23 protein-coding genes are annotated in these 21,934 nt (G+C 69.6%); 7 read left to right on the top strand and 16 right to left on the bottom strand.

Going from position 1 to position 21,934, the window contains the following annotated elements; translation table 11 throughout:
• Positions 1–144 precede the first annotated feature (144 nt).
• From plsX to QO011_RS22770, 4 genes are all read left to right on the top strand, one after another.
• On the top strand, positions 145–1,203 hold the full coding sequence (gene plsX, locus QO011_RS22755) for a phosphate acyltransferase PlsX (protein WP_307276897.1): 1,059 nt from the start codon (positions 145–147) through the stop codon (positions 1,201–1,203).
• Positions 1,203–2,180: a beta-ketoacyl-ACP synthase III gene (locus QO011_RS22760; protein WP_307276899.1), complete on the top strand. Its 978-nt coding sequence runs from the start codon at positions 1,203–1,205 to the stop codon at positions 2,178–2,180. Before plsX ends, QO011_RS22760 begins: the two co-directional genes overlap by 1 nt.
• 125 nt (positions 2,181–2,305) lie before the next feature.
• Entirely contained in the window at positions 2,306–2,623 is a 318-nt protein-coding gene (locus QO011_RS22765) for an integration host factor subunit alpha (protein ID WP_307277383.1), read from the top strand.
• A gap of 32 nt (positions 2,624–2,655) precedes the next feature.
• Positions 2,656–3,345 carry a MerR family transcriptional regulator gene (locus tag QO011_RS22770; protein ID WP_307276902.1) on the top strand — a complete coding sequence of 230 codons (690 nt, stop codon included), beginning with the start codon at positions 2,656–2,658 and terminating at the stop codon, positions 3,343–3,345.
• 119 nt (positions 3,346–3,464) lie between these two features.
• Here QO011_RS22770 and QO011_RS22775 read toward each other — a convergent pair whose 3' ends face one another.
• Positions 3,465–5,615: a sodium-translocating pyrophosphatase gene (locus tag QO011_RS22775; RefSeq protein ID WP_307276904.1), complete on the bottom strand. Its 2,151-nt coding sequence runs from the start codon at positions 5,613–5,615 to the stop codon at positions 3,465–3,467.
• A gap of 357 nt (positions 5,616–5,972) precedes the next feature.
• Here QO011_RS22775 and QO011_RS22780 point away from each other — a divergent pair, with 357 nt between their 5' ends.
• The gene (locus tag QO011_RS22780; RefSeq protein WP_307276906.1) at positions 5,973–6,986 is read left to right on the top strand and encodes a TraB/GumN family protein; all 1,014 of its coding nucleotides are present in this window, start codon (positions 5,973–5,975) and stop codon (positions 6,984–6,986) included.
• 344 nt (positions 6,987–7,330) lie between these two features.
• Here QO011_RS22780 and thiL read toward each other — a convergent pair whose 3' ends face one another.
• The 9 genes from thiL to QO011_RS22825 form a co-directional block, all read right to left on the bottom strand.
• Positions 7,331–8,317 (bottom strand): thiamine-phosphate kinase, encoded by a 987-nt coding sequence (gene thiL, locus QO011_RS22785; protein ID WP_307276908.1) that lies wholly within the window; start codon positions 8,315–8,317, stop codon positions 7,331–7,333.
• Positions 8,314–8,658, bottom strand: coding sequence for an ADP-ribosylation/crystallin J1 (locus tag QO011_RS22790; RefSeq protein ID WP_307277386.1), 345 nt, complete (start codon positions 8,656–8,658; stop codon positions 8,314–8,316). Before QO011_RS22790 ends, thiL begins: the two co-directional genes overlap by 4 nt.
• A 75-nt stretch (positions 8,659–8,733) precedes the next feature.
• Positions 8,734–9,195, bottom strand: coding sequence for a transcription antitermination factor NusB (nusB, locus tag QO011_RS22795; protein ID WP_307276911.1), 462 nt, complete (start codon positions 9,193–9,195; stop codon positions 8,734–8,736).
• Positions 9,192–9,698: a 6,7-dimethyl-8-ribityllumazine synthase gene (locus QO011_RS22800; protein ID WP_370881999.1), complete on the bottom strand. Its 507-nt coding sequence runs from the start codon at positions 9,696–9,698 to the stop codon at positions 9,192–9,194. Before QO011_RS22800 ends, nusB begins: the two co-directional genes overlap by 4 nt.
• A 142-nt stretch (positions 9,699–9,840) precedes the next feature.
• Positions 9,841–10,458 (bottom strand): riboflavin synthase, encoded by a 618-nt coding sequence (locus tag QO011_RS22805; protein WP_307276918.1) that lies wholly within the window; start codon positions 10,456–10,458, stop codon positions 9,841–9,843.
• 2 nt (positions 10,459–10,460) lie between these two features.
• On the bottom strand, positions 10,461–11,570 hold the full coding sequence (gene ribD, locus QO011_RS22810) for a bifunctional diaminohydroxyphosphoribosylaminopyrimidine deaminase/5-amino-6-(5-phosphoribosylamino)uracil reductase RibD (protein WP_307276921.1): 1,110 nt from the start codon (positions 11,568–11,570) through the stop codon (positions 10,461–10,463).
• A gap of 294 nt (positions 11,571–11,864) precedes the next feature.
• Positions 11,865–12,344, bottom strand: a complete 480-nt coding sequence (nrdR, locus tag QO011_RS22815) for a transcriptional regulator NrdR (RefSeq protein WP_307276923.1) — start codon at positions 12,342–12,344, stop codon at positions 11,865–11,867.
• 99 nt (positions 12,345–12,443) lie between these two features.
• Positions 12,444–13,736 (bottom strand): serine hydroxymethyltransferase, encoded by a 1,293-nt coding sequence (gene glyA, locus QO011_RS22820; protein ID WP_307276926.1) that lies wholly within the window; start codon positions 13,734–13,736, stop codon positions 12,444–12,446.
• A 238-nt stretch (positions 13,737–13,974) separates the two neighbouring features.
• Complete coding sequence (locus tag QO011_RS22825; RefSeq protein ID WP_307276928.1) at positions 13,975–15,222, bottom strand: L,D-transpeptidase family protein; 1,248 nt, start codon at positions 15,220–15,222, stop codon at positions 13,975–13,977.
• A gap of 369 nt (positions 15,223–15,591) precedes the next feature.
• Between QO011_RS22825 and QO011_RS22830 the strand changes: the two genes are divergently transcribed.
• On the top strand, positions 15,592–16,176 hold the full coding sequence (locus QO011_RS22830) for a hypothetical protein (protein ID WP_307276931.1): 585 nt from the start codon (positions 15,592–15,594) through the stop codon (positions 16,174–16,176).
• Between the two features lie 51 nt (positions 16,177–16,227).
• On the opposite strand, the gene QO011_RS22835 is transcribed toward QO011_RS22830, so the two are convergent.
• The 3 genes from QO011_RS22835 to QO011_RS22845 form a co-directional block, all read right to left on the bottom strand.
• Complete coding sequence (locus QO011_RS22835) at positions 16,228–16,680, bottom strand: DUF3592 domain-containing protein (protein WP_307276934.1); 453 nt, start codon at positions 16,678–16,680, stop codon at positions 16,228–16,230.
• Between the two features lie 158 nt (positions 16,681–16,838).
• Positions 16,839–17,351, bottom strand: coding sequence for a transcriptional regulator LdtR (ldtR, locus tag QO011_RS22840; protein ID WP_307276937.1), 513 nt, complete (start codon positions 17,349–17,351; stop codon positions 16,839–16,841).
• A 599-nt stretch (positions 17,352–17,950) separates the two neighbouring features.
• Positions 17,951–18,358 (bottom strand): DUF6163 family protein, encoded by a 408-nt coding sequence (locus QO011_RS22845; RefSeq protein ID WP_307276940.1) that lies wholly within the window; start codon positions 18,356–18,358, stop codon positions 17,951–17,953.
• Positions 18,359–18,578: 220 nt separating this feature from the next.
• Between QO011_RS22845 and hemB the strand changes: the two genes are divergently transcribed.
• On the top strand, positions 18,579–19,625 hold the full coding sequence (hemB, locus tag QO011_RS22850; RefSeq protein WP_307276942.1) for a porphobilinogen synthase: 1,047 nt from the start codon (positions 18,579–18,581) through the stop codon (positions 19,623–19,625).
• A gap of 53 nt (positions 19,626–19,678) precedes the next feature.
• On the opposite strand, the gene QO011_RS22855 is transcribed toward hemB, so the two are convergent.
• The 3 genes from QO011_RS22855 to bufB are packed head-to-tail and all read right to left on the bottom strand — an operon-like array spanning position 19,679 to position 21,901.
• Positions 19,679–20,188, bottom strand: coding sequence for a DoxX family protein (locus QO011_RS22855; protein ID WP_370882002.1), 510 nt, complete (start codon positions 20,186–20,188; stop codon positions 19,679–19,681).
• Complete coding sequence (locus QO011_RS22860; RefSeq protein WP_307276948.1) at positions 20,188–20,982, bottom strand: HvfC/BufC N-terminal domain-containing protein; 795 nt, start codon at positions 20,980–20,982, stop codon at positions 20,188–20,190. Before QO011_RS22860 ends, QO011_RS22855 begins: the two co-directional genes overlap by 1 nt.
• Positions 20,972–21,901 carry an MNIO family bufferin maturase gene (gene bufB / locus QO011_RS22865; RefSeq protein WP_307276951.1) on the bottom strand — a complete coding sequence of 310 codons (930 nt, stop codon included), beginning with the start codon at positions 21,899–21,901 and terminating at the stop codon, positions 20,972–20,974. Before bufB ends, QO011_RS22860 begins: the two co-directional genes overlap by 11 nt.
• Positions 21,902–21,934: the final 33 nt, after the last annotated feature.

Here is a 21,934-nt window from a genome sequence, read left to right on the forward strand (position 1 = left end):
GCCGCGGCCCGCAAGCCCCGATTCGCGGCCGTTGCCGGGGGCTGCGGGCGCCAAGACGCTTGCCTCCCGAGGCCGAGCCGCTATTGTCCCGCCGGACTGAACAGACCCGCCGCACAGTCCGCATCGAGGCGCACAACCGAGATCATGGCATCCAAGATTCGTATCGCGCTCGACGCCATGGGCGGCGACCATGGCCCGTCCGTGGTGCTTCCCGCTGCGGCGCTGTCGCTGCAACGCCACCCGGATCTGGCCTTCGAGATCTACGGCCAGGAGGCCGTGCTGCGCCCGCTGCTGGACAGGCATCCGACCCTGGCGGCGGTCTCGACGCTGCACCACACCGACATCGCCATCCGCATGGACGACAAGCCGAGCCAGGCCCTGCGCTACGGCCGCCGCGTCTCCTCGATGTGGCTGTCCATCGAGGCGGTGAAGCGCGGCCAGGCGGATGCCGCCGTCTCCGCCGGCAATACCGGCGCGCTGATGGCGATGGCCCGCTTCTGCCTGCACACCATGGCGCGGATCGAGCGGCCGGCCATCGCCGCGCTGTGGCCGACCCTGCGCGGGGAATCGATCGTGCTCGACCTCGGCGCCTCGATCGGCGCCGATGCGCGGGCCCTGGTCGACATGGCTGTCATGGGCGCGGCGATGGCGCGCGTCGTGCTCGACATCGAGGCGCCGAGCGTCGGCCTGCTCAATATCGGCGTGGAGGAGGTCAAGGGCCTGGAGATGGTGCGCGAGGCCGGGCGCCTGCTGCGCGAGGCGCCGCCGCCGGGCCTGACCTATCACGGCTTCGTCGAGGGCGACGACATCGGCAAGGGCACGGTCGACGTGGTGGTCACCGAGGGCTTCGCCGGCAATATCGCGCTGAAGACGGCCGAGGGCACCGCCAAGCAGATCTCCGGCTATCTCAGAGCGGCGATGTCCCGCACAATTTGGGCCAAGATCGGCTATATCTTCGCCAAAGGCGCGTTCGATGCCCTGCGCGACAAGCTGGACCCGCGCAAGGTCAATGGCGGCGTGTTCCTCGGCCTCAACGGCATCGTGGTCAAGAGCCACGGCGGGGCGGACGCCGAGGGCTATGCCGCCGCCATCGACCTCGCCTACGACATGGTGAAGCAAGACCTCATGCGAAAGATCATCGAAAGCCTCGACCTCGACCAGCGGGCTGCCGTGGAAACCGTCTCCGCCGGAGGCGACGCCTGATGGCCACGCTCCGTTCCGTGGTGCGCGGCGTCGGCTCGTACCTGCCGGAAAACTGCGTCAGCAACGAAGAGCTCGCCAGGACGATCGACACGTCCGACGAGTGGATCGTGCAGCGCACCGGCATCCGCGCGCGCCATATCGCCGCCGAAGGCGAGACCACCTCCGACCTGGCGACGCGGGCGGCGCAGGCCGCCCTGACCTCGGCCGGCTTCGACGCCGAGGCGATCGATCTCATCGTCGTGGCGACCTCGACGCCCGACAACACCTTCCCGGCGACGGCCACCACCGTCCAGGCCAATCTCGGCATCACCGGCGGGGCCGCCTTCGACGTGCAGGCGGTCTGCACCGGCTTCGTCTACGGCCTCACCATCGCCGACAATTTCCTGCGCACCGGCTCGGCCAAGCGCGCCCTGGTGATCGGTGCAGAGACCTTCTCGCGCATCCTCGACTGGACCGACCGCACGACCTGCGTGCTGTTCGGCGACGGCGCCGGCGCGGTGGTGCTGGAGGCCACGATGGGCCAGGGCTCGATCCAGGATCGCGGCGTGCTGGCGGCGCGCCTGCGCTCGGACGGGCGCCACAAGTCGAAGCTCTATGTCGACGGCGGCCCCTCCTCCACCGGCCAGGTCGGCCATCTCAGGATGGACGGGCGCGAGGTGTTCAAGCTCGCCGTCGGCATGGTGCCGCAGATCCTGCACGACACGCTGCAGGATGTCGGCCTGCCCTTCGAGGCCATCGACTGGTTCGTGCCGCACCAGGCCAACCAGCGCATCATCGCCGCCACCGCCGAGAAGCTCGGCCTGCCCCCGTCCAAGGTGGTGCTGACCGTGGACCGGCATGCCAACACCTCCGCCGCCTCGATCCCTCTCGCCCTCGATGCCGCGGTCAGGGACGGGCGCATCAAGACGGGCGACATGGTGCTCCTGGAGGCGATGGGCGGCGGCTTCACCTGGGGCGCGGCTTTGATTCGCTGGTGAGCGCGTTTGCGGGTTGACCGCACGTCTCATGACCAATAGCGTCGTCATCCCAGTGGGATAGAGTCGGGTCTTGGCTCGAAACCGCCGGTGTGGCGTGCATAAGAAAATGAAAGGGCATGGCGGCGATGGCGGGAAACACCGTCACAAGGGCGGACCTCTGTGAAGCCGTCTATCAGAAGGTCGGATTGTCGCGGACCGAGTCGGCCCAGCTGGTCGAGCGGGTGCTGCAGGAAATCACCGACTGCCTGGAGAAGGGCGAGACGGTGAAGCTGTCCTCGTTCGGGTCGTTCATCGTCCGCTCCAAGGGCCAGCGCATCGGCCGCAACCCCAAGACCGGCGAGGAGGTGCCGATCGCTCCGCGCCGCGTCATGGTGTTCAAGCCCTCCAACATCCTCAAGGCCCGCATCAACGGGCTGGTCGTCGAGGGCGAGGAGGAGGAGTGAGCCGACCGGCTCGGATTTAAGGGGTCCCGCGCGTGGATAAGTCACCCGAGGCATTCCGCACCATCAGCGAGGTCGCCGAGGACCTGGACCTGCCGCAGCACGTGCTCCGCTTCTGGGAGACGCGCTTTGCACAGATCAAGCCGCTGAAGCGCGGCGGCGGGCGGCGCTATTACCGCCCCGACGACGTCGATCTGCTCAAGGGCATCCGCTACTACCTCTACGGCGAGGGCTACACGATCAAGGGGGTGCAGCGCATCCTCAAGGAGCGTGGCCTCAGGCATGTCTGCGAGATGGGGCGGGCCCAGACCGAGAACTTCGCCCCGCCGGTCGCCACCATCCCGCGCGTCGAGGACGAGGAGACGCGCCGCCGCAGGCAGGACTGGCCCGAGGCGGTGCCCCCTTCGCGGCGCCAGGCTGCGGAGCGCTCCGACCTGTTCGAGCGCGAGCCGGCGCTCGCGGAAGCCGAGATCGAGCCGGAGCCCGCCGCGCTGCCGGCGGCCGCCGTCGCCGCCGCCAGGCCCGAGGTGCCGGTGCGCCCGGCGGCGGCGCCCGTCGCACCGCCTCCCCCACGCCCGCAGCCCCCGCAGCCGGCCGTCGCCGCGCCGGCAGCCCCGCCTCCCGCCCCCGCCCCGGCTGCCGTTGGCCGCGAGGCGGCGCGGCGCTTGCAATCGGTGCTGTTCGAGCTGCAGGAATGCAAGCGCATCCTCGAGGCCACGCGGTAGCCCGCGCAGACGAAACCGCCCCGGACTGAGCCGAGGCGGTTGTCTATGCAAGTCTGGACATGATCGGGCCACATCCCCGCCATCCCGCAAGCACGGGATGGCGTGCGAGGCCCTTCCTCTCAGTGATGCGCCAGGATCGCCAGCAGCAGCAGCGCCACGATGTTGGTGATCTTGATCGCCGGATTGACGGCGGGGCCGGCCGTGTCCTTGTAGGGGTCGCCGACCGTGTCGCCGGTCACCGAGGCCTTGTGCGCCTCCGAGCCCTTCATGTGCCTCTGGCCGTTGGCGTCGATGAAGCCGTCCTCGAACGACTTCTTGGCATTGTCCCAGGCCCCGCCGCCCGCGGTCATCGACACGGCGACGAACAGGCCGGTGACGATCACGCCGAGCAGCATGGCGCCGACCGCGGCGAAGGCGTCCGACTTCGAGCCGCTGATGGCCAGCACCACGAAGTAGATGACGATCGGCGAGAGCACCGGCAACAGCGAGGGCACGATCATCTCGCGGATCGCCGCCTTGGTCAGCAGGTCGACGGCCTTGCCGTAGTCCGGCTTCTCCGTGCCCTGCATGATGCCGGGCTTCTCGCGGAACTGGCGGCGCACCTCCTCGACGATGGCCGAGGCCGCCTTGCCGACGGCGGTCATGGCGATGCCGCCGAAGAGATAGGGGATGAGGCCGCCGAGCAGCAGGCCGACCACGACATAGGGGTTGGCCAGCGAGAAGTTCGGCGTCACGCCGGCGAAATAGGGATATTCCGTCGCATTGGCGGCGAAATAGGTGAGGTCGGAGGTGTAGGCGGCGAACAGCACCAGGGCGCCGAGGCCGGCCGAGCCGATGGCATAGCCCTTGGTCACCGCCTTGGTGGTGTTGCCGACGGCGTCGAGCGCGTCCGTCGACTTGCGCACCTCCTTGGGCAGGCCGGCCATCTCGGCGATGCCGCCGGCATTGTCGGTGACCGGGCCGAAGGCGTCGAGCGCCACCACCATGCCGGCGAGGCCGAGCATGGTGGTCACGGCGATGGCGATGCCGAACAGGCCCGCCAGCGAATAGGTGGTGATGATGCCGGCGACGATGATGATGGTCGGCAGGGCGGTGGCCTCGAGCGAGACGGCCAGGCCCTGAATGACGTTGGTGCCGTGGCCGGTGACCGAGGCCTGGCTGATCGAGCGCACCGGCCGGTAGCCGATGCCGGTATAATATTCGGTCACCCAGACGATCAGGCCGGTGACCAGCAGGCCGGCAATGCCGCAGGTGAACAGGGCGGTGCCGGTGATCTCGCGGCCGGCGACGGTGCCGACGGCACCCCAGCCGATCAGGAGATGGGTCGCGGCGGCGAGTCCGGCGATCGACAGCACGGCCGAGGTGATGAAGCCCTTGTAGAGCGCACCCATGATCGACTGGTTGGCGCCGAGCTTGACGAAGAACGTGCCGATGATCGAGGTGATGATGCAGGCGCCGCCGATGCCCAGGGGATAGAGCAGCATGGAGGGCAGGTTCGGCGCGCCGGCGAACAGGATCGCCGCCAGCACCATGGTGGCGACCACGGTCACCGCATAGGTCTCGAACAGGTCGGCCGCCATGCCGGCGCAGTCGCCGACATTGTCGCCGACATTGTCGGCGATGGTCGCCGGGTTGCGCGGATCGTCCTCGGGAATGCCGGCTTCCACCTTGCCGACGAGGTCGCCGCCGACGTCGGCGCCCTTGGTGAAGATGCCGCCGCCGAGGCGGGCGAAGATCGAGATCAGCGAAGCGCCGAAGCCGAGGGCCACCAGCGAATCGATGATGACGCGGGCCGATTTGGCGTCGCCGAAGCTGTGGCCGAGCGGTCCGGTGAGCACGAGGTAGTAGACCGAGACGCCGAGCAGGGCCAGGCCCGCCACCAGCATGCCGGTGACCGCGCCCGCCTTGAAGGCGACCTCGAGGCCGGCGCCGAGCGAGCCCATCGCCGCCTGCGCCGTGCGCACATTGGCGCGCACCGACATGTTCATGCCGATGAAGCCGGCGAGGCCCGAGAGGATGGCGCCGACGGCGAAGCCGATCGCCACGGTGATCGAGAGGAAATACATCACGAGCAGGAAGATGACCACGCCGACGCCGGCAATGGTGGTGTATTGGCGCCGAAGATAGGCCTGCGCGCCCTCACGGACATAGCCGGCGATCTCCTGCATGCGCGGATTGCCGGCAGGCTGCGCCATCACCGATTGGTACGCCCATGCGCCGTAGACCAGGGACAGCGCCCCGCACGCGATAATCACCCAAAGCGAAAGCATGGATATTGTTTTCCTTGTCCCGTTACCGCGCGTTGCGACACCGCCCCCCGCATTGCCTGCGAGAGGATCGTGCCTTGGCGGTCTTCTCCCGTGCTGATGCTTGAGGCATGCCGTCGATGATGGATAGCCCGGCCGGCTCTATCCATGATTGACGGCATGCCCCGCCCAGTCGGCCGCGAGACTGCCAAACAAGAGGATGCGACGCAACAAAGGAGGATCGGCGCCGCCGGATTCTTTTGCGACCCGGCTCGCGGCCCGATTCCCGGCCGGCGGGCGGCCGCTGCGGCCCTCCGGACCGGGACTCTGCAACCATGGGCTGCTAGACAGGCCCCCGGCCTGACCGACCTGTGAGCTCGCATGCCCCGTCTCCGCGCCCTGCTCCTCTGCCTTGCCCTCGGCCTGCCCTCCGCGGCACCGGCGGCGACCGCGCCGCCGCCCGCCTGCGCCGGCAAGGACATGGTGGCCGAGGTGCGCAGCAAGACGCCGCTCCTCGGCCGGATGCTGGACTGGCTGCTCGAATGGCAGATCCGCGGCGTCCCCAACGGCGACGGCATCCTGTGGAAGATCGAGGGCAAGGGCGCGGCACCGTCCTATCTCCTCGGCACCATGCACGTCACGGACGAGCGCCTGATCGCGCTCGTGCCCAGGCTCGATCCCTATTTCGGTCCCGGCCGGGTCCTGGCGACCGAGCTCGGCGAGGATCTGATCGGGCCGGGTCAATATGTCCTGGCCGGCAAGCTGCTCCTGCGCAGCATGGCCACGAAGGGCGATTCGCTGGCTGGGATCACCGACCCGTCGGACCGCAGCGCCGTCGATGAGATGCTGGCCCGCATCGGCCTGCCGCCGGACCGCACGCGGCGCCTCGCCCCGTGGTTCCTGGCGATCGCCGCCGGCGCGCCTGCCTGCGAGCAGGAGCGCCAGAAGCACGGCCTGACGGTGTTCGACGTCGCCCTCACCGAGGCGGCCAAGCGCGCCGGCTCGCGCATCGTCGCGCTGGAGACGGCGGACGAGCAGATCGACGTGATCGCCTCCATCTCGCCCGCGGTCTCCGCGCGGATGCTGGTGCAGGCCGCGCGCGCGACGACCTCGCCGGACGACGGCCTCGCCACCCTGGTCGGCCTCTATTTCGACCACCGCATCGGCCTGCCGCTCAGTCCGCTGGCGTCGTGGTGGACGGCCTTCCAGGGCGGCGGCGACACGTTCGCCGCCGCCCTGCTCGGCGGCCGCAACGCGGTGATGCGGGAACGCGCCCGGCCGCTGCTGGAGCGCGGCAACACCCTGATTGCCGTCGGGGCGATGCACCTGGTCGGCAAGAACGGGCTCGTCGCCCTCTTCCGGCAGGACGGCTACACCGTGACGAAGGTGTGGTGAGCCGCAGCCGGCCGGATCGAGTAGGCCGACGTCGGCCGTCACGCCGAATACGGCCATCCATTGTAAGGGGTCGCTGGAGAATGGTGATGCGCTTCGCAGCTGGCAGATGCGATCAGGCGTGGCGTACCGCTCGTCCAGTCAAGGGTGAACATCAAGGCAGGGCGTGACGCTGCCCGGGCTGGCCGTCATGGACATCCCTCCGCACCGGCGGTTTTGGACGCCGAGTCGACACTGTCGAAGTCCGGCGTGGCGCGAAGCCGACGTGCGATGGACCGATTGCGACCTTCGGCTTCCCATCCACTCGTGCCCGTTGTCGCCGGACATCAAGCGTCCGGCTCTCGCCGCTAGAAATGGCTGAAGCTGCCTGCGGCGAAGGTCCGGGCCGCGCCGTCGGCGTCGCGAAACAGCGGCGGCGCCGCGCCGGCCGTGATCGTGCCGATCCGCGCCACCGCGACGCCGGCCGCTCTGGCCTGCGCCTCGAAGGCGGCGCAGCCCGCCGCCGGCACGGCGCAGAGGATCTCGTAGTCGTCGCCGCCGGTGAGCGCGATCTCGAACAGGCGCGGCTGCCCGGCGATCGCCGCGCGGGCGGCGGGGGAGAGCGGCACGGCGGCGAGATCGACCTCGGCGGAGGCGCCGGAGGCGCGCAGCAGCTTGGCAAGGTCGCCGACGAAGCCGTCCGAGATGTCCATCGCGGCCGAGGCATGGGCCAGCACCACCGGCGCCAGGGCGACGCGCGGCTGCGGCAGCCGGTAGCGCGTGATCAGCGCCTCGCGCATCCCGGCCGGCAGGCCGGCCAGGGCCGCATCCCTGCGCCGCGCCAGCAGGCCGAACGCGCCGTCGCCGATGGTGCCGGAGACGTAGAGCCCGTCGCCCGCCGCGGCGCCGGCGCGCCGCGGGATGCGGGCCGAGGGCACCAGCCCGAAGGCGGAGACGGCGATGGTGAGCGGCCCCGGCGTCTTCACGGTGTCGCCGCCGATCAGGGCGAAGCCGTAGGCCTCGGCGTCCCGGCCGAGCCCGGCGGCGAAGCCCGCCAGCCAGGCCTCGGTCCAGTCGCCGGGCAAGGCGAGGCTGAGGGTGAAGGCATAGGGCTGCGCGCCCTTGGCGGCGAGGTCGGAGAGGTTCACCCTCAGCGCCTTGGCCGCGATGGTCTCGGGCGGATCGTCGGGCAGGAAATGCACGCCCGCGACCAGGGCATCGGCGGTGATGACCAGGCTCATGCCGGCCGGCGGCGTCAGCAGCGCGGCATCGTCGCGCAGGCCGTCAGCGCCGGGCAACGTCGCCAGCGGCGCGAAATAACGGGCGATCAGGGCGTCTTCGGACAGGCGGGTCACGGGAATTGCTTCGTGATTTCGATCGGCCCGACCAGCGCGGCGTTGAAGGCGGGAAGGTCCTCTGCCGGGATCCAGTATTCGCGCAGGTCGCGGCTACCGGCCTCCTGCACCGCATATGCATCGAGGAAATCCCGGCGCACCGCGAAGCGCGTGACATAGCCCGCGCCGCTGGCCGGCACGTTCCAGTCCCGCGCGATGCTGATCGCATAGTCCTCGCTGAGGACGGGATAGAAGATCGGCTGTTCCGGCAGGCGCGGCGGAAAGGCCCGCATGCCCGCGGCCCGGATCAGGGCGAGCTCTTCAGGGCCGACCGGCCGCCAGAGTGTGATCGTCTCTGTCATCTCGGCCACATAGCCGCGCCGCATCCGCAGCATCAAGGATCTTGCACACCACGACGCCAGCGGGATGCCTGCACCTCACGCCTTGGCGAAATCCTCGGCCCGGTCGATACGCGCGATCCGGTCGAGCACGGCGTTGACCATGCCGGCCTCCTCGCGGTCGAGGAAGGCGTGCGCCACGTCGACATATTCGGTGATGGAGACGCGCGGCGGGATGTCGTGGCGCTCGCCGAGCTCGTAGGCGCCGGCGCGCAGGATGGCGCGCAGGATGGCGTCGACCCGCTTCAGCGGCCAGCCCTCGGCCAGCGCCTGGTCGATCTTGGGATCGATGCTGCGCTGCTCGCGCACCACGCCGCCGACGATGTCGCGGAAGAAGGCGGCTTCCGCCGGCTTGTACTCGTCGCCCTCGACCTCCTGGCCGATCCAATGCGCCTCGAACTCGGCCAGCACGTCGGCGACGCCGGCGCCGGCGATCTCCATCTGGTAGAGCGCCTGGACCGCGGCCAGCCGCGCCGCCGCCCGCTTCTCCGCGCGGCTCATTCGCCCACCCCGTAGAGACGGCGTTTCAGCGCCACCATGTGCAGCGCCGCCTCGGCCGCGCCGCCGCCCTTGTTCATCTCCGCGATGCTGGCGCGCACCCGCGCCTGCTCGTCGTTCTCCACGGTCAGGATGCCGTTGCCGAGCGGCAGGCCGCGGGCCACGGCGATCTCCATCAGCGCCCGGGCGCTCTCGCCGGAGACGATCTCGTAATGGGTGGTCTCGCCCCGCACCACGCAGCCGAGCGTCACCACCCCGTCATAGGGCCGGCCGCGAGCCACGGCGGCGTCGAGCGCGATCACCACCGCCGCCGGCACTTCCAGCGCCCCCGGCACGGTGATCAGGTCGAAGCTGGCGCCGGCGGCGCGGATCGCTCCGGTGGCGCCGCTGAGGAGCTGGTCGGCGATCTCGTCGTAATAGCGCGCCTCGACGACCAGGATGTGCGGCGCGGCGGGGCCGCCGAAATCGGTCACGGCAGTATCGGTGGAACGGCGCGGGCCGGCCATGGGGGAAACCTCGGTTGTTCAGCTGGGCATCCGGGCACCGCGACGATGCGGCCCCGGACGCCTCACGATTGCAGGACCGGCAGAGATGCGCGCCGGACGGCGGCTTCGATCCGCGAAAGTCTGCGCAGTCGGTCGGCCGGCTTCAATAGCCCGCGTCACGCGTGTCCGCAAGCCGCGCGGCATAGCGGGCCATGGTGTCGACCTCGATGTTGACGCGGTCGCCGGGCTGGGCCTGGCCCCAGGTGGTGACGGCCAGCGTGTGCGGGATCAGCGTCACGGAGAACGTGTCGCCGTCGACGCCGTTGACGGTGAGCGAGGTGCCGTCGAGCGCCACCGATCCCTTCTCGGCGATGAAGCGGGCGAGCGGGCCCGGCGCGCGGAAGACGAAGCGCGCCGTGCCGTCGCGGTCCTCGCGCGAGACGATCTCGGCGACGCCGTCGACATGGCCGGAGACGATGTGGCCGCCGAGCTCGTCGCCGATGCGCAGCGCCCGCTCCAGGTTGATGCGCCGGCCGGGCTGCCAATCGCCGAGGGTGGTGCGGTCGACGGTCTCGGACGAGGCGTCGACCGTGAACACCGTCGCGGTGTTGCCGCGCGCGGCGAGCGTCGTCACCGTCAGGCAGATGCCGGCATTGGCGATCGAGGCGCCGATCGGGATGGAGTCGATGGGATAGCCGCAGGCGATGGCCAGGCGCTTGACCGTGCCGTGGTCCTCGATCGACACGACCTCGCCGACCTCGGTGATGATTCCGGTGAACATGGCTAGCTCCTGCGCAGGATGGTCATGGTGTCGCGCCCCACGGCGCGCTTTTCAAGCCGCGGCAAGCGCGCCGCCAAGGCGGCGCGCGTTTCCGGCGAAAATCCGCAAAGCCCCTCGCCGATCGGCTCGGGCGCGGTGAAGAACAGGGCGACGTCGACGAGGTCGGCGGCGATCAGGCTCCGCGCCAGGCGCGGCCCGCCCTCGACGAAGAGGCGCGTCACGCCGCGTGCGGCGAGCAGACGCAGGGCGGCGCCGAGGTCGAGGCCGCCGTCGCGGCGCGCCACCCGCATCACCTCGGCCCCGCGCCCGGCGAGCGCCATCTCGGCCTCGACCGACGCGTCCTCGGCGACGAACAGCCAGAGCGGCACGTCCCTGGCGCTCCGCACCAGCCGCGAGCCGAGCGGCAGGCTGAGGCCGGCGTCGAACACCAGCCTGACCGGCGAGGCGGCCTCCAGCCCCGGCAGGCGCACGGTCAGCAGGGGATCGTCGGCGAGCGCCGTGCCGATGCCGACGGCGATGACGTCGCTGAGCGCGCGCAGCATGTGCACCCGCCCGTTCGCCTCCGGCCCGGTGATGCGCACCGGCACCCCGCCCGGCCCGGCCACCCGGCCGTCGGCCGAGAGCGCCGTCTTCAGGATCACCGCCGGCCGGCCGCGGGTGACGCGGCAGATATGGCCGAGATGAGCATCGCGCGCCGCGTCCTCGCAGACCCGCTCGGTGACGGCGAGGCCATAGGCGCGCAGCATGGCGAAGCCGCGCCCCGCAACGCGCGGATCGGGATCGCGGATCGCCCCGACGACGCGGGCGATGCCGGCGCGCGCCAGGGCGTCGGCGCAGGGTCCGGTGCGGCCGTAATGCGAGCAAGGCTCCAGCGTCACATAGGCGGTGGCCCCGCGCGCCCGCGCGCCGGCCTGCGCCAGGGCGTGGGTCTCGGCGTGCGGGCGTCCGCCCGGCTGGGTCCAGCCGCGCGCCACCACGACCGGGCCGGCGCCCTCGTCGCGGACGATGACGCAGCCCACCGCCGGGTTCGGCCAGGTGTTGCCGAGCCCGCGCCGGCCGATCGCCAGCGCCATCTGCATGAAGCGGACGTCCTGCGCGGGATCGGGGGTCACGGGGTGAAAGCCTTCTCCACGAAGTGGGGAAGACGTCGACCGGAGGGGCGAGAGTCAACGCGAATCGCCGGCTCGATACGGTCGAGCAAGGCGCAACTGTTGTCGATGAGCGCGCGACGCGTGGGTCTTCCCTCCCCCTTGCGGGGAGGGATAAAGGGTGGGGGTCGTCGACGTAAGGCTCGCGCCATCCTGATGGACCCCCATCCCTTACCCTTCCCCGCAAGGGGGAAGGGAGTGGCCGGCGTCGCGTTTGAAGCGGTTATATCCCGACAGCGCCTGAGGCTGGCCACAGCCTCACTCATCCAGCGAGGCGTCCTTGGCCTCTTCGGTCGACAATTCGCCCAGGAACGCCTCAAAATCCTTCGCCTCGCGGAAATTGCGATACACCGACGCGAAGCGCACATAGGCGATGTCGTCGAGGTTTTTGAGGCCCTCCATCACCAATTCGCCGATCTGCTCGGAGGTGACCTCGTTCTCGCCGAGGCTCTCGATCTGCCGCACCAGGCCGTTGACCAGCCGCTCGATGCGCTCCTCCGGCACCGGGCGCTTGCGCAGGGCGATCTCGACCGAGCGCTGCAGCTTGTCGCGGTCGAACGGCACCTTGCGTCCGGAGCGCTTGGCCACGGTGAGTTCGCGCAGCTGCACCCGCTCGAAGGTGGTGAAGCGCCCGCCGCAGTCCGGGCAGACCCGGCGGCGGCGGATCGAGGTCGCATCCTCGGTCGGGCGGCTGTCCTTGACCTGCGTCTCCAGGCCGCCGCAATAGGGACATTTCATGCCGCGCTCTTCCGTCCGTTCGCCCGGCGCCGGTGACGCCGGGCGGTCAGCAGGCGGCGGCAATGCCGCCGCGCCGGAGAGTTACGGGCTTTGCGCGCCTCAGTAAATCGGAAAGCGCGCGGTCAGCCGGTTGACCTTGGCGCGCACGACCTCCTCGACCGCGCCGTTGCCGTCCGGGCCGTTCCTGGCCAGGCCCTCGAGCGCCTCGGTGATGAGGTCGCCGACCTCGCGGAACTCGGCGACGCCGAAGCCGCGCGAGGTCGCGGCCGGCGAGCCCAGGCGCACGCCCGAGGTCACCATCGGCTTCTGCGGGTCGTAGGGGATGCCGTTCTTGTTGCAGGTGATGTGGGCGCGCTCCAGCGCCTTCTCGGCGATGTTGCCGGTGAGGCCCTTCGGCCTGAGGTCGACCAGCATCAGGTGGTTGTCGGTGCCGCCGGTGACGATGTCGAAGCCGTTCGACTTGAGGTTGGCCGCCAGCGCCTTGGCGTTCTCCACCACCTGGGCGGCGTAGTGCTTGAACTCGGGGCGCAGCGCCTCGCCGAAGGCCACGGCCTTGGCGGCGATCACGTGCATCAGCGGGCCGCCCTGCAGGCCGGGGAACACCGCCGAGTTGATCTTCTTGGCGAGGTCCTCGTCATTGGTGAGGATCAGGCCGCCGCGCGGGCCGCGCAGGGTCTTGTGGGTGGTCGAGGTCGCGACATGCGCGTGCGGGAACGGCGAGGGATGGGCGCCGCCCGCCACCAGGCCGGCGAAATGCGCCATGTCGACGACGAAATAGGCGCCGACCGCGTCGCAGATCTGCCGGAAGCGGGCGAAGTCCCAGTGCCGGGCATAGCCCGAGCCGCCGGCGATGATGATCTTCGGCTTGTGCTCGTGGGCGAGGCGCTCGACCTCGTCCATGTCGACGCGCTGGTCGTCGGGCCGGACATTGTAGGGCACGACGTTGAACCAGCGGCCCGACATGTTGACGGCCGAGCCGTGGGTCAGATGGCCGCCGGCATTGAGGTTGAGCCCCATGAAGGTCTCGCCGGGCTTCATCAGCGCCAGGAACACGCCCTGATTGGCCTGGCTGCCGGAATTGGGCTGCACATTGGCGAACTTGCAGTCGAACAGCTTGCAGACCCGCTCGATCGCCAGCTTCTCGGCGATGTCGACGAACTCGCAGCCGCCGTAATAGCGCTTGCCGGGATACCCTTCCGCATATTTGTTGGTCATGATCGAGCCCTGCGCCTCCAGGACGGCGCCGGAGACGATGTTCTCCGAGGCGATCAGCTCGATATGGTCGCGCAGCCGCCCGAGCTCGAGGTCGATCGCCTTGGCGATCTCCGGGTCGGCGGCGCTGAGCGGCGCGGCGAAGAAGCTGTTGGACAGGGCGGCGGTGGCGCTGGACATGGGCGGGAAGGGCCTCTGGGGACGGAGCCGCTGACAGGCACGGCAGGGCCTCCTCCCCATGACGAGGCCGCGTGCGAGAACCGAGCCGGCGGATAGCACGCCCCGCACCGCCGCGGAAGATGCACAACGTCGCGCCCCACCCTGCATAAGGCGCTGGATCGTCGGACAAATTCCGTCGGGCCCAGCAAAAAGCCCGCCAGCGGCGGGCTTTTCCGAACGAGAGGCCGAGGGCCGGAGCTCAGCCCTCGTCTTCCTTGGTCACGACCGACAGCGACTGGTAGCCGTCCTTGTCGTAGACGTCGTCGCGGAACTGCACCATGCCCTCGGGCGTCGCCCAGGCGGTGATGTAGGTCCAGTAGACCGGCAGCTTGGCCACCGGCTGGGCGTCCTGGCGGGCGCCGGAGCGGATGACCTCGTCGATCTTGTCGCGGGTATAGGGCGTGCCCTGCAGGATCCAGGCGCAGAGGTCGCGCACGTTCTGCACGCGAGCGCAACCCGACGAATCGAAGCGGTACTCGGAGCCGAACACCGACTTGTACGGGGTGTCGTGCATGTACACGCCGTACTGGTTGGCGATGTTGATGCGCACCGTGCCGAGCGAATTGCCGAAGCCCGGATCCTGGGTGAAGCGCATCCGCGTGGCGTCGTCGCTGTTCCAGTTGACCTGGTCGGCCTGGATCTCCTGCCCCTGCGGATTGTAGATGCGGATATGGTGGTCGGCCAGGTAGGTCGGCTCCTCCTGCATCTTCGGGATCAGGTCCTTCTTGATGATCGAGACCGGCACCGTCCAGAACGGGTTGAAGTTGATGTTCTGCACGAAGGTCGACATGACCGGCGACTGGCGGTCCGGCTTGCCGATCACCGTGTTGTGGCGGGATTCGACCACGCCGTTGTTCACCGCTTCCAGCTCGGTCGCCGGAATGTTCATCATGACGTAGCGGGCGCCGAGATTGCCGCCCATGGCGCGCAGCCGCACCAGATTGAGGTCGAGCTGCTTCTGGCGCACGTCGACGGGGATGGCCATGGCGGCGCGCGACGTCGGGCCGATGACGCCGCTGGCCAGGATGCCGTGGCGGGCCTGGAAGCGGCGGACCGCGCCGTCGACATAGCTGTCGAAGATGTCGGAGCCGGCGAGCGAGGGCGCGAGGTCGCCGGTGACGATCAGGCGCTGGCGCAGCGAGACCACGTCGGGCGAGCGCGTGCCGAGCTTGAGGCGGCCGTTGCCGGACACCGGCTGCCAGCCGCCCTGGGCGGCGATCTGCGCATATTGCTGGATCGCGTTCTCGGTCGCCTGCACGGTGTAGGGCGAGAAGGTCGGCGAGGCGCTCTTGGCGATGGAGATCGACCGCGCGCCGCTGTCGTAGCGCTCGCGCATCTCCATCTGGCCGAGCACCACTTCCTGCGCCGACGCACCGCGCGCCAGCACCGTGGCCGCGGCGCCCGCGGCCAGGCCGGTCAAGAGAGAGCGGCGAGAAATATCGGACATTGTCGGTCGGTCCCTGCGGTCGTTCGCGAAAGATCGGGACCGGCTCGACCGTCCCGCGCGATACTGTCGGCGTCGCTGCCGAGTACCATGCGCAGGGTTAACGAACAACGATCGAAGGTCCCTGTGCCCCAGCGCTCGCAGCATTGTGACCGCAGCGCAACCGGCACTTGGAAGATCGCGGCAGATCGCGGCGAAAACTGGACGAGGGCCCGTGGCGCCAGCGGTTTTGCCGGGACTGGCCCACGCCGCGGGCGAGCGTTGCCGAACTGCAACGCTTCCGCTCCGCGGGACGGCCGGGGCCGCGAACGGTGCTTATGCCCGGCCGGCCGGCGATGGTAGGATCAGGCCGTCCACATCCCCGGGAGACCGATGCAGCCGCACGCCACCGACCTCTTCCTGCATATCCGCGTGGTGATGGGCATCGTCCTCGGCATGGGCATGACACGTCTGCTCACCGGCCTCGCCCGCTTCGTCCAGCATCCCGGCACGCAGAAGATCTACCCGGTGCACCTGGGCTGGGCGGCCTCGATGCTGCTCACCCTGATCCATTTCTGGTGGTGGGAATTTGCGCTGAGGCAGATCGAATACTGGAGCTTCCTGATCTACTTCTTCCTGATCGGCTACACGATCCTGCTCTATCTCTTGTGCACCCTGCTCTTCCCCGACAACCTGGCCGAGTACAGCGGCTACGAGGACTTCTTCCTGTCGCGGCGCAAATGGTTCTTCTCGATCCTGGCGTTGACCTTCGTGTGCGACTTCATCGACACGCTGCTGAAGGGGCAGGCGCATGTCGCGCTGTTCGGCTCGGAATATCTGGTGCGGCTGCCGGCCTATCTCGTCCTGTGCGCCGTGGCGATCTGGACGGCCAACCGGCGCTTCCACGTCGCCTTCGTCGCGGCCAGCCTGATCTATCAGCTGAGCTGGATCTTCCGGCTGTTCAACACGGTGACGTGATCGCGCCGGGCCGCCGGCGTACAGGGCGGCGGCGGCGAGGCGCCGCCGGGGTCAGCGCCGGGGCGGCCGACGCGAGCCGGCGGCGCCGGCGCGCAGCTGCCGCCGGGCCCGCCCGCGCAGCACCAGGCCGATCAGCAGGAAGGGCAGGCCGAGGGCGACGGCGAGCGCCGTCGGGAACCAGCGGCCGACGAGGCCGTCCACCACCGCGTTCGTCGGCGTCGCCGGGTCGTAGGCGACGTCGACCGCATCGCCGTCCTTCCAGAAGGAGCTGCGGGCGATGTTGGTGAAGCGGATGACCTCGCCGTTCGGCGTCATGAACTGGATCACCGGCCGGGGCACGGCCGCGACGGCGACGGTTCCGATGGCGCTCGCGGTGCGCCCGCTGCGCGTCTCGTTCACGGCGAAGGCGGCCGCGGCCGCCAGGCCCGTGAGCCCCAGCACCAGGAAGACCATTCCGACGATCAGGAGGCCCATGGGGCCTCGCCTGACGATGCCCCACACCATGAGCCCTCCTCGCGCTGCCGCGTCCGGCCGGGCTTATAGGCGCTCGCACCGGCCGACGGAAGCACCGAGGCCGCCGAAGCCCGGACGCGCCAGCGCAGGCTTTCCGAGCCCGCCGCCGGGCTTGGAAAGCCTGCAGACCTCAGCGCCTGCGCGCAAGCTCAGAGCCGGTAGCGGATCTGGTCGGTCCAGAAGCGCTCGAGGCGGACCAGGGCCGTGTTCATGCGCCGGAAGTCTTCCGAGCCGACGCCGCCGACCGTCTCGATCGACAGGATGTGCTTGTCGTAGAGGTCCTGGATGATCTTGTGGACCTCGGCGCCCTTGTCGGTCAGGCTGATGCGCACCGAGCGGCGGTCCATGCGCGAGCGGGCATGGTGCAGGAAGCCCATCTCGACGAGCTTCTTGAGGTTGTAGGAGACGTTCGAGCCGAGATAATAGCCGCGGGTGCGCAGCTCGCCGGCGGTCAGCTCGCTGTCGCCGATATTGTAGAGCAGCAGCGCCTGCACGGCGTTGATGTCCGAGCGGCTGCGCCGGTCGAATTCGTCCTTGATGACGTCGAGCAGCCGGCGATGGAGGCGCTCGACCAGATGCAGTGACTCCAAGTAGAGAGGCCGAACCTCGCCCATCTTGGCCTGTCGATCCGGCTGCTCCGCAACCTTCTTCACTGTGTTCATGTCTAACGCCCTTGTTACTCTTTAGTGTTCGCGGCCCTGTTTCCGCGTCACGATGGAAGGATCATATCGACATGTTATAAAAGGCGGCTTAAATCTCAAGATGAACATATGGTATATTTTTCAAGGTGAATCAGAAGTACCCGCAAGGTTTGATTCAGCTTAACGAAAATCGGCAAGATTGATTCAACTGCGTGGCATCGCCGGCCCGGCGGGCGGCGGACGAGCCCGGGAAACCGCCGTGCTGCCAAGGAGATGGCGGCAGGCCGGGTGCGAGGCGGACCGTTCCGCCGGACGGCACGGCATGGCGTCCCCTGTCGCCGGCGCGTGGGATCGAGAGCCGTCCGCCGCGGCCGCGGGCGCCCCCCGTCGGGAACGCCGGCGGCGGGCCGGCAGGCCCGATACCCGAAAAAGTGGTTTATGCCGGGCACCGTCGGCCCCGGCCTGCCAGCCAGGATTTTTCGGGTCGGTTCACGACTTCAATCCGAAAATTCTGCTAAAACTTTGAGATAATTCACAATTCCAAAGTCTAAGCAGGGTCGGAAGACCCTGCCCCGGTCCAAAGCGTAAGCGGGGTCGGGAGACCCTGCTCCGGCCCGGGCCTACTCCGCCGCCTCGGCGCGGGCGGCCAGGAAGGTCAGGCCGAGATAGATCGCCACCAGCACGGCGACGATCACGGCGAAGGGGCGCTGGGGTCCGAAGATCTCGGGCATGAACAGGATCAGCAGGAGATGGGCCAGGGCGGCGATCAGCCAGATCACCCCGCCCCAGGCCGAGGCCATCCACAGGCCGACCGCGGCGACGAGGTCGAACACCGCGAAGAACACGGTCGCCGACTGGGTCATGGCCGGCATGGCCAGGAAGCGCGTCTCCTCGCCCTCGCCGATGCCGAGCACGATCGACCAGTGCATCAGCCCCTTGGCCAGCCACAGCACGGCGAGAGCGCGCATGAACCAGACGAGATATTCGCCCCAGGCGGCGCCGGAAGCCTCGGTCTCGGTGTCGCTCATCGAATCTCCACGCGCAGCATCCGGCGCATCCATAAGGCCGGCCCGGGCGTCCCGCAAAGTTTCGGCACGCTACAGGGCGGCGGCGGTGCCGTCGAGGCTCGCAGGCGCCATGCCTGCCGCGCGGCGCCGTCATGCGACACCGCGCACATGCAAAGCGGCTGCATGTCTGGAACGGTTCGAATATGATGCTCTTCGTCAATCCGACTGGCATGAGGACGGCATGGTCTCGCGCATCACTCCCTTCGAGCGTCCCGACGCGAAAGCACGGCCGGCCGAGTCCCCTCGCCTCTCCCTCACCGAGCGGCCCCGGCGCAACCGCAAGAGCGACTGGGCCCGCCGTCTGGTGCGCGAGAACACCCTCACCGTCGACGACCTGATCTGGCCGATCTTCCTGACCGAGGGCACGGATTGCGTGCCGATCGCGGCGATGCCCGGGGTCGAGCGGCTGACCGTCGATCGGGCCGTGGCGGAGGCCGAGCGGGCGGCCGCGCTCGACATCCCGGTGATCGCGCTCTTTCCCTATACCGATCCGGCGCTGCGCGATCCCACCGGCAGCGAGGCCCTGAATGCCCAGAACCTGGTGGCCCGGGCCTGCCGCGCCATCAAGGCGGCGGTGCCCGCCATCGGCATCCTCACCGACGTGGCGCTCGACCCCTACACCTCGCACGGCCATGACGGCGTGCTGGAGGACGGCGTCATCCTCAATGACGAGACGGTGGCGCTGCTGGTGCGCCAGGCCCTGACCCATGCCGCGGCCGGCGCCGACATCGTCGCGCCCTCCGACATGATGGACGGGCGGGTCGGCGCCATCCGCGAGGCGCTCGACGCCGCCGGCTTCGCCGACGTGCAGATCATGGCCTACACCGCCAAATACGCGTCCGCCTTCTACGGGCCGTTCCGCGAGGCGATCGGCACCGCGGTGACGCTGCAGGGCGACAAGCGCACCTACCAGATGGACTATGCCAATTCGGACGAGGCGGTGCGCGAGGCCGAGCTCGACCTCGCCGAGGGCGCCGACATGATCATGGTCAAGCCCGGGCTGCCCTATCTCGACGTGGTGGCGCGCCTCAAGGCCACCTTCGGCCGCCCGACCTTCGCCTACCAGGTCTCGGGCGAATATTCGATGATCATGGCCGCGGCGCAGAACGGCTGGATCGACGGCGACAAGGCGATGATCGAGAGCCTCTACGCCTTCAAGCGCGCCGGCGCCGACGGCATCCTGACCTATTTCGCGCCGCGGGTGGCGGAGAAGCTGAAGAAGGGCTGAGGGAGGCAGGAGGCCGCCCGGCGCTGCGTCGTGCCGCGCCGGGATGGTGCGCGTCAGCGTCCGGCGAGAGCGCGTCCGATCCTGGCGATCGCGGCATCGAGGGACACGCGCCCCGGCCCCCAGGCCATGATGCCGAGCGCCATCGCGGCCCAGGTGAGATGGATCGGCCAGCCCTCCGGCACGGTCAGCTCGACGATGGCGGTCATGACCAGCAGCCCGAGGGCGGCGAAGCGGGTGGCGAGGCCGAGGACCAGCAGCACGGGAAAGACGATCTCCGCCGACCCCGACAGGAAGGCCATGACGGCCGGCGCCGGGAACGGATAGGGCCCGCCGGGCAGGTGCAGCTGGAACTCGTCGCTGAAGAGATAGATCGCCGTATCGTTCAGCTGCAGGAAGCCGGCCCATTTGAGGGTTCCCGATTTCCAGAACGGAACGGCCAGCGCGACGCGCAGGACGAGCTGCACGAGGGATGGCTGGGCGATCCCGCGGATGATCCCGATCGCCCGTTCCAGGACTTCGGCGGTCCGCCCGGCGACGGTTCCCCCGTTCGCGGTCATCATCATCATGACGGTTCTCCAATGCGGATCGCGGTCAAGGCTCCGGCCTCGATCATGCCGGCCAGGTTGAGCGGCAGGTCGAAGCCGGCATGCAGCGCCTGGACGGCTGCGACCGCCGCGCCGAGCGGCTCGCCCTCGGCGAGCCGGGTCAGGAAGGCGGCGCCCCCGAGGGGCAGCCGGCGCACGACGACGTCGGCGTCCGGTCTGGTGACCAGCGCATCCTCGGCCTCGGCGGCCTCGATCCGGCCGACGGGGTCCATGGTGCGGTTGGCCGCGAAGATGGTCGCGGCGGCGTAGCGCGACCGGACGATCCGCGTTGCCGGATGCGGCGTGAAGGCCAGATCGGCCAGCCGCTCCGGCGGCACGCCGGCGAGCGCGCCTGGCGAAAGCGGCTCGGCGTCCGCCGCATGATAGGCGTCGAGCCATGCCCGCTCGACGCGGGCCGTATCGGCCAGCCAGGGCATGGCCTGCGCGTGCTCGTATCGCTCGATGAAGGCGGGGAAGGCGCGGCCATACTCGAACAGGAGCGGGGAGCTCGGCGGGGTCTCGCGCACATGGAAGCGCGCCATCGCGCGGAAGAACGTTTCGCCGGTGATGCGCCGCACGGCGGGATAGATGGCCGCCAGGGCATCGACGAGGCTGACCGTGACGTTGTTGCGGTAGACGTTGTAGCGCCTGACCGCCGCCTTGCCGTTCGGACCGGCGACGAGCGAGGGCGTTCCCCGGGCGGGATCGGCCAGGGCCGACGAGAATTCCGCCGCATAGGCCGCGTGACCGCGCCCGGCATGATCAGGCAGCATGGCTCTGGCTCCGCGAGGCGTGCGCCGCGTGGCGATCGAGGATCGCCTGCGCGGCGCTCGCCTCGGCTCGCAGGATCGGCCAGTCGGGGATGTTGCTGTCCCACTCGACCAGGGTCGGCACCGGCCCGCATCGGGCGGTCACGATCTCGAAGAGCTTCCACACCGCGTCCGCGACCGGGCCGTCGTGGCTGTCGATCAGAAGCAGGTCGCCCTCGTCGTCCGCCTGCTCGGCATGGCCGGCCAGATGGATCTCCCCGACGCGCGCCAGCGGGAAATCGGCGAGATAGTCGAGGGCGGAAAAGCCGTGGTTGGTGGCGGAGACGAAGACGTTGTTGACGTCGAGCAGCAGGCCGCATCCGGTGCGCCGGGCGACGGCCCGGATGAAGTCGGTCTCGCTCATCGTCGACTCGCGAAACAGGACATAGGTCGACGGGTTCTCGAGCAGCATCGGACGGCGGATCGCGTCCTGAACCGCGTCGACGTGGTCGCAGACGCGCGCCAGCGTCGCCGCGGTATAGGGCAGCGGCAGGAGATCGTTGAAATAGGTGGTCTCGTGCGTCGACCAGGCGAGATGCTCGGAGACCAGCGCCGGCTCGTAGCGCTCGACCAGGCGGCGGAAGCGCTCGAGATGGGCCGCGTCGAGCGGCTGCGGGCCGCCGATCGACATGCACACGCCATGCAGCGAGACGGGGCTGTCGCGGCGGATGGTCTCCAGCGCGCGATGCGGCGGACCGCCGGCGCCCATGTAATTCTCCGCATGCACCTCGAAGAAGCCTCTCGGCATCCCGTCGGCCAGGATCGCGGGGAGGTGCTCGTGCTTGAAGCTCGTGCCGGCGAGCGGGGCGAGCCCGGCCACTGGATGCGCCGGAAAGCGGAGGGACGGCGCCGCGAACGCGGCTGGGCTGGCGTTTGCGCTCATGGCATGTCTCCGCTTTCCGGCGATCGTGGGGGG

Source organism: Labrys wisconsinensis, assembly GCF_030814995.1.
GTDB classification, from domain to species: Bacteria; Pseudomonadota; Alphaproteobacteria; order Rhizobiales; family Labraceae; genus Labrys; species Labrys wisconsinensis.

Excerpts from the sequence above, each read along its gene's own strand:
- QO011_RS22805 (WP_307276918.1), bottom strand. The coding sequence starts at position 10,458 with ATGTTCACCGGAATCATCACCGAGGTCGGCGAGGTCGTGTCGATCGAG.
- QO011_RS22760 (WP_307276899.1), top strand. The coding sequence starts at position 1,203 with ATGGCCACGCTCCGTTCCGTGGTGCGCGGCGTCGGCTCGTACCTGCCG.
- glyA (WP_307276926.1), bottom strand. The coding sequence starts at position 13,736 with ATGTCCAGCGCCACCGCCGCCCTGTCCAACAGCTTCTTCGCCGCGCCG.
- QO011_RS22765 (WP_307277383.1), top strand. The coding sequence starts at position 2,306 with ATGGCGGGAAACACCGTCACAAGGGCGGACCTCTGTGAAGCCGTCTAT.
- QO011_RS22855 (WP_370882002.1), bottom strand. The coding sequence starts at position 20,188 with ATGATGATGACCGCGAACGGGGGAACCGTCGCCGGGCGGACCGCCGAA.
- QO011_RS22780 (WP_307276906.1), top strand. The coding sequence starts at position 5,973 with ATGCCCCGTCTCCGCGCCCTGCTCCTCTGCCTTGCCCTCGGCCTGCCC.
- QO011_RS22860 (WP_307276948.1), bottom strand. The coding sequence starts at position 20,982 with ATGCTGCCTGATCATGCCGGGCGCGGTCACGCGGCCTATGCGGCGGAA.
- QO011_RS22835 (WP_307276934.1), bottom strand. The coding sequence starts at position 16,680 with ATGGTGTGGGGCATCGTCAGGCGAGGCCCCATGGGCCTCCTGATCGTC.
- hemB (WP_307276942.1), top strand. The coding sequence starts at position 18,579 with ATGGTCTCGCGCATCACTCCCTTCGAGCGTCCCGACGCGAAAGCACGG.
- QO011_RS22830 (WP_307276931.1), top strand. The coding sequence starts at position 15,592 with ATGCAGCCGCACGCCACCGACCTCTTCCTGCATATCCGCGTGGTGATG.
- QO011_RS22825 (WP_307276928.1), bottom strand. The coding sequence starts at position 15,222 with ATGTCCGATATTTCTCGCCGCTCTCTCTTGACCGGCCTGGCCGCGGGC.
- QO011_RS22800 (WP_370881999.1), bottom strand. The coding sequence starts at position 9,698 with ATGGCCGGCCCGCGCCGTTCCACCGATACTGCCGTGACCGATTTCGGC.
- QO011_RS22845 (WP_307276940.1), bottom strand. The coding sequence starts at position 18,358 with ATGAGCGACACCGAGACCGAGGCTTCCGGCGCCGCCTGGGGCGAATAT.
- QO011_RS22775 (WP_307276904.1), bottom strand. The coding sequence starts at position 5,615 with ATGCTTTCGCTTTGGGTGATTATCGCGTGCGGGGCGCTGTCCCTGGTC.
- plsX (WP_307276897.1), top strand. The coding sequence starts at position 145 with ATGGCATCCAAGATTCGTATCGCGCTCGACGCCATGGGCGGCGACCAT.
- QO011_RS22790 (WP_307277386.1), bottom strand. The coding sequence starts at position 8,658 with ATGACAGAGACGATCACACTCTGGCGGCCGGTCGGCCCTGAAGAGCTC.
- nrdR (WP_307276923.1), bottom strand. The coding sequence starts at position 12,344 with ATGAAATGTCCCTATTGCGGCGGCCTGGAGACGCAGGTCAAGGACAGC.
- ldtR (WP_307276937.1), bottom strand. The coding sequence starts at position 17,351 with ATGAACACAGTGAAGAAGGTTGCGGAGCAGCCGGATCGACAGGCCAAG.
- nusB (WP_307276911.1), bottom strand. The coding sequence starts at position 9,195 with ATGAGCCGCGCGGAGAAGCGGGCGGCGGCGCGGCTGGCCGCGGTCCAG.
- bufB (WP_307276951.1), bottom strand. The coding sequence starts at position 21,901 with ATGAGCGCAAACGCCAGCCCAGCCGCGTTCGCGGCGCCGTCCCTCCGC.